The sequence below is a fragment of the Acetobacteraceae bacterium genome (assembly GCA_004843345.1).
Taxonomy (GTDB): Bacteria; Pseudomonadota; Alphaproteobacteria; order Acetobacterales; family Acetobacteraceae.
In genome coordinates this window covers 821,100-839,060 of sequence record CP039460.1, presented here as the reverse complement: position 1 = coordinate 839,060, position 17,961 = coordinate 821,100, and the positions used below count along the sequence as shown (strand labels likewise).

Sequence of the window (17,961 nt, the reverse complement as noted above, 5' to 3'; positions counted from 1 at the left end):
GAAACCTAAAACTATCACATTTCCTAAAAGGCAGGAATTTTTTTGAGAGAGTCGCTCAAAAAGTCTTTCGAATCAAAGCAGAGAAGAAACAGAACCACCAAAAAAACGCCCTTTGAAGAGACTTCATCAGGCGTTTTTAAGATACTGAGTTACAATGAGCTTCTTCTTTCTAAATGAAAATGAGTATCATTTGCAACTAAAAAACATCTTTTTTTAGAAATAAGAAACTTTTTTGATTTTTGAGAGAGATTTAGAGGTTAATGCGTATTTAAAATACAACTTTAAGCAAAAGATTTTTATCTTTTTTAAAAAGACTATTTTCATTTGCTTTTGAGGGGTTTATGTCAGAGGAGAGCTATGAAGTTCCGCTGAAAATGACGAGGACGGAATTTTTTAAAGGAAGCGCTTGAAGGCATCGGGCGTTTTCCGCTTTCCTAGAGAGACAAAAGGCACGTTCTTATCCACGGCGTGCCTTTTGTTTTGCGTTTTTTATGCTCAATGATGGGGAGGCAGAGGTTTTCCAAAATCGCACAAAAACCAATGGCGTAAAAATGAGAAAGTTTCTAACTCGGAGTATGAAGCGATTTTCTAATGTTGCGCTTTTGACATTTTTGCTTTGAGGTCAGAAAGCTTATTTCTTTCACAGGATAAAGACGTTATCGTGCAGGGCGTGTCAAAGTTTTCCGCAAAATAAACAGGTTGGGAGTCGTACAATGTCAGTCTCTTTCAAATTGGAAACACGAAAATACCTCTCGCCAAAAGGGGGATCCTATTTCGGAAATGAAAATCCGTCTGACATCGCCGATAAAATCAGCCTCGCCCTCTGGGGGATCAAAGAGTCCGAAACCCAGCCCGTGAATGAATGGCTCAAAGAACTGCGCTCCCGCCCAGACGCCAATACACAGGAAATCCAAGACGCTATCGAGGTCATAAATGAATGGCTCGACGATGAAACAGAACAGTCAGAGCGGTAAAGTCATAAAAATGAGTGATTTTGAGGATTGATCTTCGTCTGCTAAGCTCCCACGCTTTCCATACAAGCCAATGTCTGAGCCGTGGTTTCCTTACTGATTTCCATCTGCTAAGCTAGAAACCTCTGGAACAACTGGTTTTCTACGTTTTTCCGCTGATTTTGTCGGCCGAAAATCACAGTAAAACCATTTGTTTTGTGGCTTTTGACTCCGTTTTTTTCGCTAAACCCAGCATCAATTCCATCCGTCCATATTGCTTATCGGTCACTTGGAGCGCTCTTACTGACCCTTCTTTGGGGAGGGCGAGTCGTGCCCGCATTAAATGTTTATCTACGGCATCCTGCCCTCGGCAAGCCCTGGCATAGACGGAAAATTGTACCATCATGAATCCATCATTGAGAAGACTATTTCTAAATCTTGTTGCCCGTGAGCGCTGAGGTTTGCTTTTTACAGGCAAATCAAAAAAGATCATAAGCCACATAAATCTTATTTCCTCTTTCATTTTGACGATACCTCCTCTTCTGAGAGATAATCAGCCTCCTGCATAAGAGGTAGAAATTCTCCCCATTCTGGCAGTCTAAGCGCATCAATCGCATTTTCACGCATGGCATTGACAAGACTGCTCGACATGATTTCTGTTGCATTGAGAAGGGTAACCATCTCGCCCTTCATCAAAACAGAAAAATGAAGAATATTAGCCATAAAACGCCGATCTTCGAGGTCTAATTGCCCCATACTCTCTTCTAAATCGTCTGGGGCGTAGCTGGCAAAGCGTTTCATGACCAGCCCATCAACAAAGGGGCGGAAGGGTTCAATCAGATCATCGGCTAAATTAAACGGATTAAGTTTAGAACAATGATTGAGGCCAAAAGCGGGGGGGAGGCCACTCCCGACTAAAGAGCGTGCAATCATTGCTCGAATAATCGCATAGCCGTAGTTTAAAAGAGAATTGCGTAAATCGGTGGTATCTGCCCGTGTGAAATCATCAAAAAGATGTTGCCAGTAAAAACGGGCAGAGGTGGCCTCCATATTTTCGCTGTCGCCTGATTTGACAAGCGTGGCATAGCCGAAAAGTTTTTTAGAGCCTGTTCGGTTCTGATTGGCGAGGTGCTGTGCCTGATTACGGATTTTTTTAATAACGATTTTTTGTCAAAGCCGTTTTTTAAACGGGGTGCTGAGGCCGATTTGTAAATGCGCAATTTCAGATTGCGCATGATGCTGGTGAAAGGAAAGCAATACGCCCGCAGGATGATGCCGTTTATCGGGGAGGATAACCGCTATTCCTTCCTCCGCACAGCGTGAGAGGAAGGTAGCGCTTAGATTAAGCTGGGGCGTGTCAATAATGAGGCAGGCAATGTCTTCGAGGGCAAAGCGATGCTCGTCCTCTTCTGTTTTAAAGAGGAGGTTTTTTTGTTTGAGACTAAGATGTCCTGCCTGACTTATGTGCAGGCTTTGCCATGCCATTGCCGCACCTCTTTTTTAATGGGAGATAAAGTGCCAAAACGGTCGATTGTGTATTTTTCAAAGAGAGGAAGATTTTTAACGCCAATGCTATCATAGGTTTCTTGTGGATTGTTTGGATTTTTCAAAACAATTTGAGCCGTAGCTCTTCCAAAGCTAGCATAATAGCCTCCAATAAGCTGACCTTTTCGGATGAGTTTTATGTAACTTCCAGAATAAAGGGAGAATTCAAAAGAAAATCCTTTTTCAGTATCCATTAAAATCCAGTCTTTTTCGTCTTTTCCTTGAACACAGGCTTTCATAGGTAAAATGTTGCGGTTAATTTGCCATGAATAGACGGGGACGAGGAAAAATTCCTTTTGTCCTTTATTTTTGCCGCTTGTTTTTTTATGGCTGAAAACATCTACCCGAGTGATGGAAGAGGCAGAAACAAGCCCTTTGCCACTCTCTGTTTTAATTTCAATGCCGGATTTTATATTTTCTTCGACAACAATACGTCGAATTTCAGCACCGCTGGGCGCAATGGGCAACGTGTTGGCGGGGCAGCCCTCTGCCATCCATTTCTCCAGCGCCGCTATAATATGTGGATTACGTTCTGGGTCTTTTAAGCGGGGCAGAAGCTTTGCAACTTCTGCTTTTTTTAGTCCAACAAGAGATTTTCTCGCAGAAACGGTGAGCAATTTTTGCGTTTCTTCATCTCTTTTAAAACTGCGAATAGTTTCTTCATGCCCTTGTCCCCGTGCCCTTCTATTCTCAGGACGGGCAACAGTGATTTTTTCCAAAGAATCTTTGACATCTTGCGCAAAACTCTCCCAACCGAGTGGGTGATGCGAAAGCGTTCTGAGGGTACGCTCGTCGCCCCTTTTGCCTTCATTTTGTTGGAATTCTTTTGTGAGATGGTTAATTTCGTCATGGGTTACGCAGGCAACGCAAATCGCATCTAGCGCATGGTGGCGGTCATCGTTAAGACGCTCTTTTTTCCCTGTTTCTGGATTTTTCTCTTTTTTGAGGTGCTCAACACCCCAGCCTTGACGCAGGGCGGCGGTTAAAGACCCGGGACGGGTAAAAATCCGTACGTTTCCGCCTTTTTGCTTGGCACGTTTTTCTTTGGGATAGAGCAGTTCGGCACAATCTGCAAAAACACGGGAGGCATATCTCGTATCATTAAGATTGCGGCTTCTAAAAGTGCCTTCCTTTTCTTTTGTATTGATTAAAAGATAATTGCGTTTTTTTATCCCTTGGCAACGTGATTTTTCAACAGCAATGTGAAAGTGATCCCAATCTTCAGGTGACTTGTAACGCTCAAAATATTCTTTTGGTGTACGATTGCCTTTTCTCTGGTTTTCAAAAGCCAAAGCAAGTGTTTTATTGCGGTAGCTGTCATCTCCAAAACGGCTCCAAGGAAGAATATGATCGACTTCAAATTTAGGGTCATTAAATTCTCCCGGGTTAATTTTTCTTCCTGAATAGAGGCACTCTCCGTCTTGTTCTTTCCAAAGACGATAGCGCAATAAGGTCTCTCCGCTAATCTGTTCGGGGCTGCGCCCTAATAAATTAGCAGCCTCTTCACGTTCCCGTTTGCGCTGTGATGTGGTGTCATCAAGATTCTTTTTGATTTTTCCACGTTCTTCTCCAGATTTTCCAACGTCTCTGGCAAGTTCCACAGCAATTTTCCCGGGAAGTCCAAATTTATTCCGCAATGCCCAAAGTTGTTTTAAGCTCTTCGTAAGGGCTTTTCTGGCTGTTGGATTGGCGATTTTATCATCGCTTTCCACGAAATCTTTAATAAGATGGACAAAATCTTTATGGGTGAGAATTTGATCCCATGAATCACGGGAGGCTTCGGCATGGTCGTAGCCTACTTGAGCACACGCTTCGGCATAATTTAGGCCTTGTTTGAGATGGGGGAGAAGATTTCGGCAAGCTCTGGCGGAAAGATTGGCAGATTTTGTAAAATCGCTAAAACCGCCCTGAGCAACTTCCTCTAGGAGTTTTTGCGAAATACTTTCTGGAATTTTCTTTTCTTCAAAAGCTTTCTCCATGCTTTTTTCTGTCTCGTAAAAAGAGAGGATAAAGGCGCAGTCATCTAAAATTTTTAGGCCTCTTTCTATCTGAAGAAGTTTTTCCATTTCTTCCTCTCCGAGAACTTTATAAAAGGCATGTGTGCCAGAAAAAGCGCCCTTTGTGCTGTTAGAGCTTAGGAGTGGATCTTTTTTGCCCTCTTCTGCGGGTGGAACACCTATAAAGCTCAATTCAGGCTCTAACCCAATGATTTTTCTCAATTCTTTAAAACTCATTTTTGCGTTTTTTTGCCCAGCTTCCTGCGAAATTTCTTTTAATTCTTTGGGCGTAAGGTGTCTCGAGGTGATAACGCCATCTTTGTCAACAGATTGGATCTCGAGATGGGTGAGTTTCGTAAGCATTCGGAATTGTTCAAAAGAGGGCGCTTTCATCGAGGCTCTTTTTTCCGTGTTTTGAGGATTTTTTTGCCTATCTAAACCGCAATATCCGACTAGTTCGTGGCTATCTTGCAAGGGGCGCTGGTGAAAAGCAAAGCCACAAAATTTTTCTTCCAGCTCTTTCGTTGCGATTTTAGAACCTAATGCTCTTTGGCGTTCAAAAATAAGTTTGACTTCATCGTATAAGAGCTCACGGGACGGCGTACAATCATAAATCCCATTTCGGTTTCTGAGTCGTCCTTGTGCCTTTGGATGGTCGATGAGAACTTCTGCAAAAGTGCGGTATTTTTCTGGATTTTCTTTGATAAGGTCCGCAACTTTACCATAGGCTTTTTTGATTGCGCTGTCTTCTTTTCCACCATTTTTTGCATTGGATTTAAAACCACGATGTTTTGCAATATGGCCCAAAGCCACGGCTAATTCAGGGCCAGAAAGAATATTGTCCAGTCCTCTGACTCGCAAGGCCCAAGGGGAAAGCTCATCTTGGCTTTTTTCGCGTAAATCAGCGCCAATTTTTCCTAAAATATCTCGATTGAGAGGTTCTTTTTTCCGTTTAGAAATTGCAAAAGCCCAGATTCATCAAATAAAGAACGGATCTTTTGCATTCTTTGGCGGCGTCTGCGAATCACACGGCGTAAAAGGCGTTTTTCTCTGCGGTTTTGGTTCAGAGGTGTGCGGGTTTTGTCTTCTTCTGGCGTGTTAAAGCACCAGCTTCCACTGCCGAGAATTTTGGGTGTTTCACGTCCCTTTCGCTCAATCACCGCCCAGCCACAGGAGGCGATCCCTAAATCAATACCAAAAGTAAGATTTTCGTTAATAGGTGGCGGTGGAACTTTGGACATAAAACACCTTTGATTTATTTTTAGAATTTTTGATTTTTCATTCTTGCAGTGTTGGAGCTTCTTGCGTAAAAGTAAAGGTGGAAATCAGTTGGGAAACCACGGTAAATAATACACAAAGATTTATTTTTGTGATGTAATGCAGGATAATCCTAACAGCCTTCGGGTTGGGCAGTCCTTTTATAGTGCTAGGAAATTCCTTTTTATTGAGGGCGTGTCTTTGGTATCAGGGCACGCCTTTTTTTATTTTGGGCGTTCTTTTTCTCTCTTGCCAGTTTGGGGAAAGAGGGATTTTATAGCAGGGAAAGAGTTTGTTTTATCCTTGAGAGGATTTGTATCGTGACGCTTCTTGTTCTCCTTTCTTTGCCTATTTTGGTCATTATTTATCTTTGTTTGAATCAAAAACATAAAAAAATGGTACGGGAAGTTTTAAAAAAAGCCTTTAGCTGGCTTATGATCCTCCGCCGTAAACGCCAGTTAGAGGACGGAGATTCCCGTAAAGAAGATCTTCAAAAACAGCAAGATGCAAAAAAGCAGGAAGTGATAGATAAGGCTAAAGAGAATATCGAAAAGTTCAGGCAAGAATAGCTCCACTTGCTTTTATTCTAGGGTGCTTCGTCTCTTTTCTTGTCTGGCAAACCTATTTATGATGGGCGCTGGCCTTACTCGGGCTTTGCAATAGATTTGATATAGACGAAGCGAACGGATTTTATGAAACGTTTCTCCCTTTTGCGCCTTGCGTGCGTGGCCTTGCCAACCTCTGCTTTTCTCACGGGCTGTGTGCCAAATACAGATTATGCGATGCTCTCTCCCACCTTGCAGGACGAGGCGCTAAGGGCAGAAAAAGGCGATACAGAGGCACAATTCCGCCTCGGCTGGATGTATCAGCACGGGATTAACGATACAAAAACCAATTTGATGCTTCGCCAGAATTTATCTGAATCCGTTAAATGGTATCGCAAGGCCGCAACACGTCATAATGTGCTGGCGCAGGATAATCTGGCTTGGATGTATATGAACGGGCAGGGCGTGCGTCAGAATTTCTCCAGCGCAAGAAAATGGTATCAGCGGGCAGCCCGCAATGGCAATGTGAAGGCGGAATATGCGCTCGGTCTGATTTATGCGACCGATGTCGGCAAGCATCAGAATTTTGCAAAGGCGATTTACTGGCTGACAAAGGCGTCAGAGCATGGCTTCCACGAGGCAGAGCTTTGCCTTGGCTATATTTATGAAACCCTGCCTGTTAATCCATTGACATTGACGCCTGAAGAAGCCCGCAAAGAAGCCTTTGCTTGGTATAAAAAGGCAGCAGACCATGGCTTTGCCAGAGGGCAATTAAAGCTTGGTGAATTTTATGCCGATGGCACAGGGGTAAAGCAGGATAAAACCGAGGCCTTTTATTGGCTGAGCAAAGCTAGAGAGCATGGCGATCCGCAGGCTGAATTTGCCTTAACCCATTTTAAAGCCGAGGAAGGTGATGCGAAAGCGCAGTTTGAGCTAGGGGAAATGTACCGCCAAGGCAAGGGCACCCATGCGGATTTAGGATTAGCGCTTCAGTCCTATCAGAAATCTGCTTGGCAGAATTATGCGCCAGCACAATATGCGATTGCACGGCTTTATGCGCAGGGGCAGGGCGCTCGGGAAGATCGGGCTTGGGCGAGCAAGTCCACGATGGAGGAATTTTTCCCGCAGAACAAAGTAAGTAAGGAAGATCAGGCCAAAGCCATTCAACTCTTTACCAGAGCCGCAGCGCAGGGAGATGCCCGATCTGAATTTGCGCTCGGTGTGGCGTATGAATATGGAATTGGTGTTTCCGAAGATGGGCGCACAGCGATCAGTTATTATCAAAAAGCGGCAGAAAAAGGCGAGCCTCGTGCCCAGCTTGCGCTTGGAAAAGCCTATATGGGCGAGCATGTCCTCCATGGGGGGCAGCTGGCAGGAAAATGGCTGAAAAAAGCAGCCGATCAGGGGTTGCCAGAGGCGCAATTCAAGCTTGGCCAGCTTTATGACAACGGGCAGGGCGAGTGGCCTCAAGATCATGCTAAAGCGGTGGAATATTACCGTCTTGCCCATGACAAGAATTATGTTCAGGGGAGTTTTGCGCTTGCCCGTGCCTATGAGGAAGGTTTAGGCGTTGCGTTTAACCCAGCGCTGGCGGCACAGATTTATCAGGGGCTTGCAGATAAGAATATTCCAGAGGCGCAATATAAAATCGGTGAGTTTTACGAAACAGGCACCGCCAGCAAAGATGCGATTGAGGGGATTGGCTTGCCTGTGGATCAGCATGCGGCAGCCTCTTGGTATCGCCGTTCCGCCCATGAGGGCTATGCGAAAGGGCAGTTTGCTTTTGGCATGGCACAGCTTTTTGGCAAGGGTACAGCGCTTATTCCAGCACGGGGATTGTTCTGGATTGAGAAAGCGGCCGATCAGGGCGATGCACAGGCGCAATTTACGCTTGGAAAAGCCTATATTGATAAGCGCCTGCCATTTTTTAACCGTGCGAAATCGGTGACCTATTTTGAAAAAGCGGCTGATCAAGGCCATGCCAGCGCACAATTCGCTCTCGGTCTCATTCATAGCAATAAAGAAAACCATCTTTATTATGATGAGAAAAAAGCGCAGAAATATTTCTGCCTTGCGGCAGCGCAGGGCATTGTCTCGATGGAGGAAGTCCCTGAAAGGCTCGCCGATACGGTTATGCGTAACCGCAAGAGCGATTTGAAAAGAGCAGTCATTGACCAAAAACGTGCCATCGCCAAAATTAATGATGATTCTTTCAGATAAGATGAAGAAAAAGCACCAAGCGATCTGTTAAGAAAACGCAAAATTTTTAACAGGCCGCTTGGTATCTGTTAAAAAAATGCGAAATTTTTAACATGTCAGGCTTTATTTGTTAAAAAATATGAAAAATTTTAACACATAATTCTAAATTTGTGGCTTTATGGGAGTTGTTTAATGGTTTATACAGCAGCCGCTTCACAAGAAATGCTTAAAGCGCAAACTGCATTTTACAAGATACCAACACTGAATCCCCTTGACCCTTCTATCTTTCAGCAGGCAGATACTAAGGCTGTTTAAAAAAAACTTGTGAAAGCTAAGGCGGCTCTTGCCCATTTACAAGGCTTGGCACGAAGCGTTCCCAACCAAGACATTCTTCTCAATACGCTTATTCTTCAGGAGGCGAAGGCCTCGTCTGAAGTTGAGAATATTTTCACAACCCAAGATTCCCTTTTTAAAGCGCAGTTAAATCCTGAAAATATGGTGTCGCCTGAAGATAAGGAAGTTGAACATTATAATGAGGCGCTTCATGCAGGCTTTATACAAATGAAAGCGAAGCAGGGGCTTTTGACTAATAATATTTTAATTGAAATTTTCCGAAGGCTGGAGCAGCGTACAGGAGGATTTAGAGAAAATCATCCCGTTGTTTTGCGGAATGAACGTACAGGGGAAGATGTTCACGTTCCGCCAGAAGAGACCACCCAGATTCAGCAATACATGGCGGATTTAGAGCGATTTATTAATGTGCCACAGGAAGGGGATTATGATTTAGACCCTTTGATTAAAATGGCTATTATTCATCACCAGTTTGAGAGTATTCACCCTTTTGCAGATGGCAATGGCCGAACAGGGCGAATTTTGAATATTCTTTATTTAACGAAAGAAGGGTTGCTCGATAGTCCTATTCTCTATCTTTCCAGAGGGATTAACCGCAGCAAAGACCGTTATTACCGTTTGCTTCAAAGGGTACGTGATTTTGGAGAGTGGGAGGCGTGGATTCTTTATCTTCTTGAGATGATTGAAGAAACAGCGCAAAAGACCTTTGAAATCATTGAAGCGCTTAAAGCGCAAATGGCAGAAATGAAAAAAGCGTTGAGGGAAAAATTGCCTAGCTTATATAGCCAAGATCTCTTAAATACGCTTTTTAGACATCCTTATACGAAATCAAAAATCCTCGAGGAACGGCTTGGTGTGAGCAGACAAACCGCAACCAAACGTTTAAAGCTTTTGTCGGAGCATGGTTTTTTGCAAAAAGTAAAATTCGGGCGTGAAAATTACTTTATCAATCATAAGCTTTATCGTCTCTTTTTAAGCCTTTCAGCATAGCTTCACGCTAATTTAACTAGACTTTTATTCTATGATTTCCTAGCATCATCTTATTTACCGCCTGTTGTGGCAGGGGTCTCTTTTTAGGTTTAGAGGTGAGATGATGGAACAGCGTGATACAGAAATTGCACAGAACATTCTTGATTATTTGAATAATACGCCGATTGACAAAACCCGCACAGCCAATGAGATTTTTCAAGCGTGTGGCGGTGGTGAAACCATTGAAGCCCTGCGCATGCTAGAGCGTGAAGGTAAAGTCACCCGCCTCAATGAGACAGATTACCGTGCCAACTGATTTCCTAAGATTTTCTTAGAAATGAAGTGAAAGAAAACGCCCTGTTTGTAAAAAGCAGGGCGTTTTTTAATAGGGTTTTATGGTGCGAAGAGCGCCTCTTAAAAAGGATTGTCGCCGAGGTTGGCTCGGGGATCAAGAGGGCCGCCGAAATCTCCAAAATGATTGCTGGAGGCGCATTTCTTAAAATCATTGATGAGAGGAACGAGGCGAATGGTTGGGAGGCTCTGCGTTTCGCCAGAAGAGAAGCTTAACCAAACTTCGGGCCTTTTGCCGAGCGCATTGAGGAGATTTTCCATGCCTTGCGTCTCAACTGTGCCTTCAATCGTGTAAGGCGAGAGCGCCATCATACCAAAAGTCTGCTTATATTTCGTATTGCGGAGCGTCATTTGTCCCTCGGACTCCACAGGTAAGCTCCAAGTTTGGTTAAAGGCCTGCAATTTATTGGCCTCGCCATTGGCAAGGAAGCTCAAAGAATTTGAGAGTCTGGGTGAGCCTTTTGACGCATCAATTTTGACATAGGATAAAGAGCAAGTGCCAATTTGAAGCGCATCGGGCGTGTGATAGGTGGTTGAAATCCATGCTTGTGTTTGTGAAATTTGCAGAAATTGATGAATGTCTTCGCCCTCGGGCAGATTGGCTTGAATGGCAGCCTGTAAATTATCCCCGACATCGGCAAAAGCCTGCGGAACGCCGACAGCAAAAACAGAAAGCATCGGGAGCAGCAGGCTGTATTTCAAAAGAGCAGGAAAGGAAGTCATCTGTTTTTTCATCGGAAATAGCCTTAAAATCTTCGTAAAATGTTTAAGCCGTATCAGTCTAGGGTGTATAAACTCTCTTCTAATTTATAGCCTATTCCTTCTTTATTGGATAGAATGGTCTGAATGCCAGTTTTGCTTCATATCCTCATATTCTTCAGTCCAGGTTGAAATTTTTTCCCAGGCGAGAATATCCCCACAGTCAAAAGAGGCAAAAAACGTCTCAGGATCCATCAGAGGCGATTTCATTTTTTCCGCCATCATAAAGGTCGTGAGATAATCCCCTAAAATAAAGGGCAGCATCGGCTTTCTGCCATGAAGCGCATTTTCAATTTTCCGAAGCTTTTGCTTGATAAAGCTCCGCTCCATATCCAGCGAAAGCTGGGGATAGGGAACGCCTTTCAAAACCCCTTTTAACACTTCTGCGCCACTATGGGAGAAGGACACATCCAACAGGCGCAGCTGCCGTGCAATCGCCAATAACCAAGCCAGCTCCACCGTAAGCGCCAGCTTGTTCGGGGAGGCAAATTTTGCCACCCGAAAGCCTGTATCAATATCCCGGCCGAGGAAATCATATTGATCAGGGTGAAGATCGGCATCTTGCTCCATGCTTTCACGGTAGATCCAAGATTCATAAGAAAGGTTGGATTGCGCCTCTTCTTCATCGTCTTTTTTATCTTGGGGACAGCGGAGGGAAGACGGCAGGGAAATCGTGATATTGGGAAGCGGAAACAGTCCCACCCAGCCTGTGCCTTTAATGTCTAACGGCAGACCATCTTTTTCGAGCTTATTGCCATAGGCTTGGATTGTGGCACAGAAGGCTTTAATCACGAGGGAAAGATGGACAATATCTTTGAGTGTCGTGCAGAACAGCACCTCATCGCCGAGATATTTCCAAAAACGGGGCGGAAATTCGCTATATTTTGCAGTCAGTTTGGAGTGACTGCACTCTAATTCATAATTTTTAAGAAAATTTTCAGGAAAACATTTGTAAAAACGGCGCTGAATCATCACCCAGTTCGGGTAAGCCTTGGAAAAATGGGTCGCATATCCGCCTTCCCCTGATTTAAAGGAGGTTGAGCCGACCAGATCGGCAGAAAGAAATAAACGGGTGCGTGGGGCAGGATATTCGATTTTTTTCTGAGTCATGCGTGAGTCTCTTCCCTCTGCGTTTTCACCAGATTTATCATAGGGATTTTAAAAGGGGCAAGCATGCTTTTCTACGAAAGAAATCTAGTGCTTGGCTTGCGGACGCTTTTGCGCCAAATTGGCCAGAGGTGAAACAACAGCTTGAAGCGCTTCAAGCATGGATGACGGCATAGGAAGAAAGATGCGCCTTTCTGTTTTAAAATCTTTTTTAGGCACAGTCGCTTTATTGGCGGGTATGGCAGTGATGCTGCCTTTGGAGGCCAGTGCCCAGATGGTCGGCGTGATTAGCCACCTCAGGGGGGTGCAGGAAGTCGATTATGTCAGCCATGTGCAGGCATGGGTCAGCACCCGAACCCGTATCGAGGACGGGGCTTCCTCCGACAGATGCGCTTTAATCTATTATGCGCTCCCCAGAGATGCCATCAGTATGGGCGCGCCGATTTCCTTTGTGCGGGACAAGCAGGGCTATCAAGTGCGGGCGTTAAACAGCCAATGGCCGATTTTGCCTAATAATACAGGACAGCTTTCAATGCGGGTGAAAGGGCATCTTTATACGTTTGAGATGCAGTCCGATGAGGGCGGTGTGATCTCAGGGCCTTTGGCGAGCCTTGAAATGCGCCAGATTTTAGATGGGCTAAGCGAAATGGGTGAAGACCCCTCCAGTGAATTTCGCATGAGCTATTCTGAAAATAAAAGCGCCCATGATAGCCGATATGACGGCAATCGAAACGGCGTTTTGAGCAATGTGAATGTTGCGCCAGAGCGTAAAGCTAAACTCGTTCGGGATCGGCGTAAAAAACGGGTCGCTGCCAAAACCATCAATCGGCATTTTTCCGTGCCTGTGGTGGGTATTGAAAAACCCATTGCCGCCTTTGACGATTGCAGCGCCGAACTCAAAGAAAAATATTTAGACGAAACGGCCAAAAATTTCGAAGAGAGTGAAGTGGAAAAGGTTGATAGTGGCAATCCTTCCGCATGATGATTCGTGAAAACACCCCACGCAGTAACCAGCCCGTTTGGGGTTTTTCTTTTTCTTGGATTGAAATGCTCTTTTCAAACAGTTTTCAGAAAAATTTTACAAAAAGTGCATTATATAAAATAATGCAAAAAAATCCTTGCTTTCAAAAAGTAAAGCCTGCTAATCCTTTTTTAACAGGAGGAATTTTGCAGTATGGACGCTAATGTAAAAAAAACAAAACTGTCCAAGCTGGTAGAGATGCGTGCGGGGCATCCTATTAGGGGAAGGATTGAGGAGACCAAAGGGGCAGGAACATTTGTTGTCTCGTTAAAAAATGCTTTGCCTTTTGCTGAAATTAATTGGTCTTCGCTTTCAGAGGTTAAGCTCGAAGGAAGAGGTGAGCCTTATTGGCTGAGAGAAGGGGATTTTTTATTTCCAACCCGTGGCAGTTCGACTTATTCACTTTATGTGGATGGGGGAATTGGGACAAAAAAAGTGGTTGCAAGTCCTAATTTTATTGTTATGCGTCCTCTTGAAAAAAAGCGTACGCCCTTCCTGCCGGCTTTTGTGGCATGGTGGATGAATCAAAGTGTGGCGCAAAAAATGTTGGGGAGCTTGTCACAAGGGACAACGTTACTCCGTGCGATTAACAAGGCTGGCTTAGAAAACTTAGACATTTATCTACCGAGCTTAGAAAAACAGAAAAAAATTATGCATGCTCTAAAGTTGCAAAAAGAAGAGGCGCAGCTTTTAGAACAACAACGGGAAAATACGGTTGCTTTTATGCAGGGTTTGGCAGAACAGCTTTTGGCTTCAGGAAAAGGGATGAATAAAAATGCAAATTAACCAAGATACCATTAACAGCAAATTATGGGATGCCTGCGATATTTTTCGGGGAACAGTGAGCGCTGATACGTATAAAGACTATATTTTAACGCTGCTTTTTCTGAAATATCTTTCAGATGTTTGGCAGGACCATCTTGCAAACTATCAAAAAGAATATTCTAACAATCCAGAATTGGTGAAGGCCATGATGGAGCAAGAAAATTTTGTCTTGCCCGAAGGCTCTGATTTTGAAAGCCTGTTTCAACAGCGTGATCTGCCGGGAAATGGTGAACGCATTGATAAGGCCCTTGCAGCGATTGAAAGTGCTAATGGACAAAAGTTGAAACTGAATACTATCAGTATTTTTAACGATATTCGTTTCAATTCCGAGAAATTAGGGGAAGAAAAGCTTAAAAATGAACTCCTTTCTGATTTATTAGGTAAATTTCACGACAAAGAATTGGATTTAAGACCTTCCCGTGTCGGGAATTTGGATATTATTGGGAATGCCTATGAGTTTCTGATCGGGAAATTTGCGGCAGGAAGTGGGCAAAAAGCAGGAGAATATTATACCCCTGCAGAGGTGAGTGATCTCTTAGCTCAACTGCTAGCGCCACAAGTTGGGGATAAAATTTGTGATCCGACTTGCGGTTCAGGCTCGCTTTTACTCAAATGCGGACGGGAAGTTTCTAAAAATCATAACAAGAGCAAAGATTATGCGCTTTTTGGACAGGAGGCTATTCTCTCCACCTGTTCCTTAGCGATTATGAATATGTTTTTGCACGGTGAAAACAATCACCAAATTGAGTGGGGGGATACGATTAGATCGCCCAAATTGCTGGACAGCTCAGGCAGGTTGAAAAAATTTGATATTGTTACAGCAAATCCGCCTTTCTCTTTGAAAGAATGGGGGGCGAACATCGCAGAAAACGATCCGCATAGCCGTTTTTCCCGTGGGATTCCCCCAAAGACCAAAGGGGATTATGCCTTTTTGCTCCATATGGTGGAGAGTTTGAACGATCGGGGCAGAATGGGCGTTGTCGTGCCGCATGGTGTGCTTTTTAGAGGCGCCGCCGAAGGGAAAATTAGAAAAAAATTAGTTGAGGAAAATCTGTTAGAGGCCGTGATTGGCCTGCCCGAAAAACTCTTTTTTGGAACAGGGATTCCAGCGGCTATTCTGATTTTCAATAAAGAAAAAAAGGATGAGAAAGTCCTCTTTATCGATGCAAGCAAGGAATTTGAGGATGGTAAAAATCAAAACAAACTCGGGAAAGAGAATTTAGAGAAAATTGTTCAAACCTACCGCAATCGGCAAGAGGTAGAAAAATATGCCCATCTCGCCAGCCTTGAAGAAATTCAAGAGAATGCGTTTAACTTAAACATTCCAAGATATGTCGATATGTTTGAGGAAGAGGCTGAAATTGACCTTCAAGAAGTGTTGAAAGAGCGCAAAGCCCTGACGAAATCATTGGCAGCGATTGAAAGCGAGATGGAGAAATATCTCAAGGAGCTGGGCTATCATGCGTAACACTCAGAGCGATCCAACAAGGTGGACGACAGAAGAAAAGGGCGAACTCATCCTCTACACCACAGAGGATGGGAAAGCAGCGATTGAACTTCATGCGCATAAAGGTACTGTGTGGCTTTCGCAGTCGGAAATGGCAACGCTTTTTGAGAGAGGCCTGCCAACAATTAACGAGCATATAAAAGCAATTTATGCAGAGGGTGAATGTTTGGAAGAGGCAACTCTTCGGAATTTCCGAATAGTTCAAAATGAAGGGGGCAGAGCGGTTGAAAGAGAAATTGCCTTTTATGCGCTTGAAATGATTTTAGCCGTTGGCTATCGGGTGCGCTCGCCACGGGGAACACAGTTCAGACGCTGGGCGACAACGGTTTTAAAGGAATATCTGATAAAGGGCTTTGCCTTAGATGATGTCCGTTTAAAACAAGAAAAAATGCCCGATTATTTTGATGAATTGCTCGAACGGCTGAGAGATATTCGGGCCTCAGAAAAGCGCTTTTATCAAAAAATACGCGATATTTACGCAACCGCCAGCGATTATGACAAGGATTTAGAATCCGCACGCCTGTTTTTTAAGACGGTTCAGAATAAAATGCTGTATGCCGTGACCGGAAAAACCGCCTCCGAATTGATTTTGGAGCGTGCCGATGCCCAAAAACCCAATATGGGACTGACAAGCTGGAAAGGTTCGATTGTACGCAAAGGCGACGTGGATACGGCCAAAAATTACCTTCAGGAACAAGAGATTTCCGAGTTGAACCAGATTGTCACGATGTATCTGGACTATGCAGAGGATCAGGCAAGACGGCGTAAAAGCACAAGCATGGCCGAGTTTGCGGACAAGCTGGATAAGTTTCTGGCTTTTAATGAACGGCCTGTTTTACAGGGCGCAGGCACAAGAAGTGCAGCGCAAGCAAAAACAGTCTCCTCAGAACGCTATGCAACCTTTGATGCGAGACGCAAAGCAATCGAAAAAGAAGAGGCGGAAAAAGCCCATCTCGAAGAGTTACAGCAAGAACTGAAAAAAGCCGAACAGAAGGCTAAAAGGAAGTAAACCTTATGTTAAAATTTAAGTGTCTTCCGCTTCTTTTTTTATTGACGGGGTGTGTTTATGCCACAGCCATCACGCAAAATGTAACGGTAAATGTGTATGTACAGAAAAATAAAGACGGCGAAGATTATAATGGAAAAGTGGTAAATTCTAAAAGAGAAAGTACGCAACAGCCTACGCAGAAAGAAGCCATAGAAGAGATGAAAAGAATGCATCCTGACGCAACCGTTTTGGTACAACGTACTCGTCATCTTCAGAATAAGTCTTCACCTGATAAAGAGCGGAAGAATTCAAAATGAAAAAGCCAGAAGGATGGAAGGAAGAGAGTTGATGGAAGGAAGAGAGTTTAGGCCATTTGTTTGATTTTAAAAATGGTTTTAATACGGATAAGTCTTCTTATGGGAAAGGCTATAAATTTGCTAATGTAATGGATGTCCTTAATAATTCTATTATTACTGAAAATATAATTATTGGGTCAGTTACTGCTGATATAAAAAGTTTTGATTTATTTAGTCTTTCTTTTGGTGATGTTTTATTTAATCGTACTTCAGAAATACCAGAAGAAATAGCATTATCTGCTGTTTATTCAGAAATACCAGAAGAAATAGCATTATCTGCTGTTTATATGGATGATAAACCTGCCATGTTTGGGGGATTTGTTATTCGAGGAAGGCAAAAAACAGCTAGTTTAGCGGTTTCTTTTTTACCTTTTGTTTTTGAAGTAAATAAATTTCGGAAGCAGGTTTTTAAGTTGGCGCAGGGAGCTGTGCGTTCAAATATTGGACAAGAATCGTTAAATAAAGTGACGATTTTACTCCCACCTCTTCCAGAACAAAGGCGGATTGCGGAAGTCTTATCGACATGGGATCGGGCGATTGAGACGGCGGAAAGGCTTTTGGAAAATAGCGAAAAACGCTTTAAAGCCCTGATGCAACAGCTTCTCACAGGCAAAAAACGCCTCCCCAATTTTAGGGGGAAGTGGGTTAAAAAAGAGCTTGGAGATATTGCACAGATGAAATCAGGCGGCACACCGCTATCATCTAAGAGTGAATGCTATGGAGGTGAAATTCCTTGGGTTTCTATTAAGGACATAACATCAACGGGAAAGTATATTTTAGAAACTGAAAGAACATTAACCGAAAAAGGTATCGAAAATTCAAGCGCCTTTTTATATCTTGAAAACACAATTCTTTTTGCGATGTACGCATCTATTGGAGAATGTTGCATTGCAGAAAAGAGCGTAAGTTCCTCTCAGGCAATTTTAGGTATTTCTTGTCAGAAAAGTCTTTATTTTGAGTTCTTATATTATTGGTTTTTATCTGGTAAAAATAAATTCAAAGGCATGGGGCAAAAAGGAAGTCAATCGAATTTAAATGCAGGTCATTTATAATTTCACTCCCTCCCCTCCCAGAGCAGAAAGCGATTGCATCTGTGCTAAGTTCTGCCCAGAATGAGGTGGAGACTATTAAGGCAAAAATTGCTCAGCTTAGAGTGGAAAAGAAAGCGCTGATGCAGCAGCTTTTGACAGGGAAACGCCGTCTTGTGCCAGAGGGTGCAGCGAAAGGTTAAAAA

The 17,961-nt window shown here is 43.6% G+C and carries 16 protein-coding genes and 2 pseudogenes; 12 read left to right on the top strand and 6 right to left on the bottom strand.

The features are described 5' to 3' along the window. The first annotated feature begins 713 nt into the window (after positions 1 to 713). Positions 714 to 974 (top strand): hypothetical protein, encoded by a 261-nt coding sequence (locus FAI40_04185; GenBank protein QCE34606.1) that lies wholly within the window; start codon positions 714 to 716, stop codon positions 972 to 974. A 172-nt stretch (positions 975 to 1,146) separates the two neighbouring features. Here the strand turns inward: FAI40_04185 and cas2 are convergent, their stop codons facing one another. The 4 genes and pseudogenes from cas2 to FAI40_04165 all read right to left on the bottom strand — a co-directional run bounded on the left by cas2 (position 1,147) and on the right by FAI40_04165 (position 5,733). Next, positions 1,147 to 1,473, bottom strand: a complete 327-nt coding sequence (cas2, locus tag FAI40_04180) for a CRISPR-associated endonuclease Cas2 (GenBank protein QCE34605.1) — start codon at positions 1,471 to 1,473, stop codon at positions 1,147 to 1,149. Then, positions 1,470 to 2,435 (bottom strand): annotated as a pseudogene (cas1, locus tag FAI40_04175) (type II CRISPR-associated endonuclease Cas1). Before cas1 ends, cas2 begins: the two are co-directional and overlap by 4 nt. Continuing rightward, positions 2,411 to 5,467 carry a type II CRISPR RNA-guided endonuclease Cas9 gene (gene cas9, locus FAI40_04170; GenBank protein QCE34604.1) on the bottom strand — a complete coding sequence of 1,019 codons (3,057 nt, stop codon included), beginning with the start codon at positions 5,465 to 5,467 and terminating at the stop codon, positions 2,411 to 2,413. Before cas9 ends, cas1 begins: the two are co-directional and overlap by 25 nt. Then, positions 5,410 to 5,733, bottom strand: a complete 324-nt coding sequence (locus tag FAI40_04165; protein QCE34603.1) for a crossover junction endodeoxyribonuclease RuvC — start codon at positions 5,731 to 5,733, stop codon at positions 5,410 to 5,412. Before FAI40_04165 ends, cas9 begins: the two co-directional genes overlap by 58 nt. Positions 5,734 to 6,069: 336 nt before the next feature. On the opposite strand from FAI40_04165, the gene FAI40_04160 reads away from it, so the two are divergent. From FAI40_04160 to FAI40_04145, 4 genes and pseudogenes are all read left to right on the top strand, one after another. Continuing rightward, positions 6,070 to 6,318, top strand: a complete 249-nt coding sequence (locus FAI40_04160; protein QCE34602.1) for a hypothetical protein — start codon at positions 6,070 to 6,072, stop codon at positions 6,316 to 6,318. A 123-nt stretch (positions 6,319 to 6,441) separates the two neighbouring features. Next, positions 6,442 to 8,514: an SEL1-like repeat protein gene (locus FAI40_04155; GenBank protein ID QCE34601.1), complete on the top strand. Its 2,073-nt coding sequence runs from the start codon at positions 6,442 to 6,444 to the stop codon at positions 8,512 to 8,514. A 201-nt stretch (positions 8,515 to 8,715) separates the two neighbouring features. Next, positions 8,716 to 9,834, top strand: a pseudogene (locus FAI40_04150) (Fic family protein). A 100-nt stretch (positions 9,835 to 9,934) separates the two neighbouring features. Beyond that, positions 9,935 to 10,129: a hypothetical protein gene (locus FAI40_04145; GenBank protein ID QCE34600.1), complete on the top strand. Its 195-nt coding sequence runs from the start codon at positions 9,935 to 9,937 to the stop codon at positions 10,127 to 10,129. A 98-nt stretch (positions 10,130 to 10,227) separates the two neighbouring features. Here the strand turns inward: FAI40_04145 and FAI40_04140 are convergent, their stop codons facing one another. Continuing rightward, positions 10,228 to 10,899 (bottom strand): hypothetical protein, encoded by a 672-nt coding sequence (locus tag FAI40_04140; GenBank protein ID QCE34599.1) that lies wholly within the window; start codon positions 10,897 to 10,899, stop codon positions 10,228 to 10,230. A gap of 90 nt (positions 10,900 to 10,989) precedes the next feature. Beyond that, positions 10,990 to 12,033, bottom strand: a complete 1,044-nt coding sequence (locus FAI40_04135; protein ID QCE34598.1) for a hypothetical protein — start codon at positions 12,031 to 12,033, stop codon at positions 10,990 to 10,992. Between the two features lie 181 nt (positions 12,034 to 12,214). Between FAI40_04135 and FAI40_04130 the strand changes: the two genes are divergently transcribed. From FAI40_04130 to FAI40_04100, 7 genes are all read left to right on the top strand, one after another. Beyond that, the gene (locus FAI40_04130) at positions 12,215 to 13,012 is read left to right on the top strand and encodes a hypothetical protein (GenBank protein ID QCE34597.1); all 798 of its coding nucleotides are present in this window, start codon (positions 12,215 to 12,217) and stop codon (positions 13,010 to 13,012) included. Positions 13,013 to 13,204: 192 nt separating this feature from the next. Beyond that, positions 13,205 to 13,837 carry a hypothetical protein gene (locus FAI40_04125; protein QCE34596.1) on the top strand — a complete coding sequence of 211 codons (633 nt, stop codon included), beginning with the start codon at positions 13,205 to 13,207 and terminating at the stop codon, positions 13,835 to 13,837. Continuing rightward, a complete protein-coding gene (locus FAI40_04120) occupies positions 13,821 to 15,344 on the top strand; it encodes a type I restriction-modification system subunit M (protein QCE34595.1) in 1,524 nt (507 codons plus the stop codon). The genes FAI40_04125 and FAI40_04120 overlap by 17 nt, the downstream gene beginning before the upstream one ends. After that, positions 15,337 to 16,392 carry a hydroxyacid dehydrogenase gene (locus tag FAI40_04115; GenBank protein QCE34594.1) on the top strand — a complete coding sequence of 352 codons (1,056 nt, stop codon included), beginning with the start codon at positions 15,337 to 15,339 and terminating at the stop codon, positions 16,390 to 16,392. Before FAI40_04120 ends, FAI40_04115 begins: the two co-directional genes overlap by 8 nt. A gap of 5 nt (positions 16,393 to 16,397) precedes the next feature. Next, positions 16,398 to 16,688, top strand: coding sequence for a hypothetical protein (locus FAI40_04110; protein QCE34593.1), 291 nt, complete (start codon positions 16,398 to 16,400; stop codon positions 16,686 to 16,688). A gap of 56 nt (positions 16,689 to 16,744) precedes the next feature. Further along, positions 16,745 to 17,779, top strand: a complete 1,035-nt coding sequence (locus FAI40_04105; GenBank protein QCE34592.1) for a hypothetical protein — start codon at positions 16,745 to 16,747, stop codon at positions 17,777 to 17,779. Beyond that, positions 17,779 to 17,958 (top strand): restriction endonuclease subunit S, encoded by a 180-nt coding sequence (locus FAI40_04100; GenBank protein QCE34591.1) that lies wholly within the window; start codon positions 17,779 to 17,781, stop codon positions 17,956 to 17,958. Before FAI40_04105 ends, FAI40_04100 begins: the two co-directional genes overlap by 1 nt. Positions 17,959 to 17,961 lie beyond the last annotated feature (3 nt).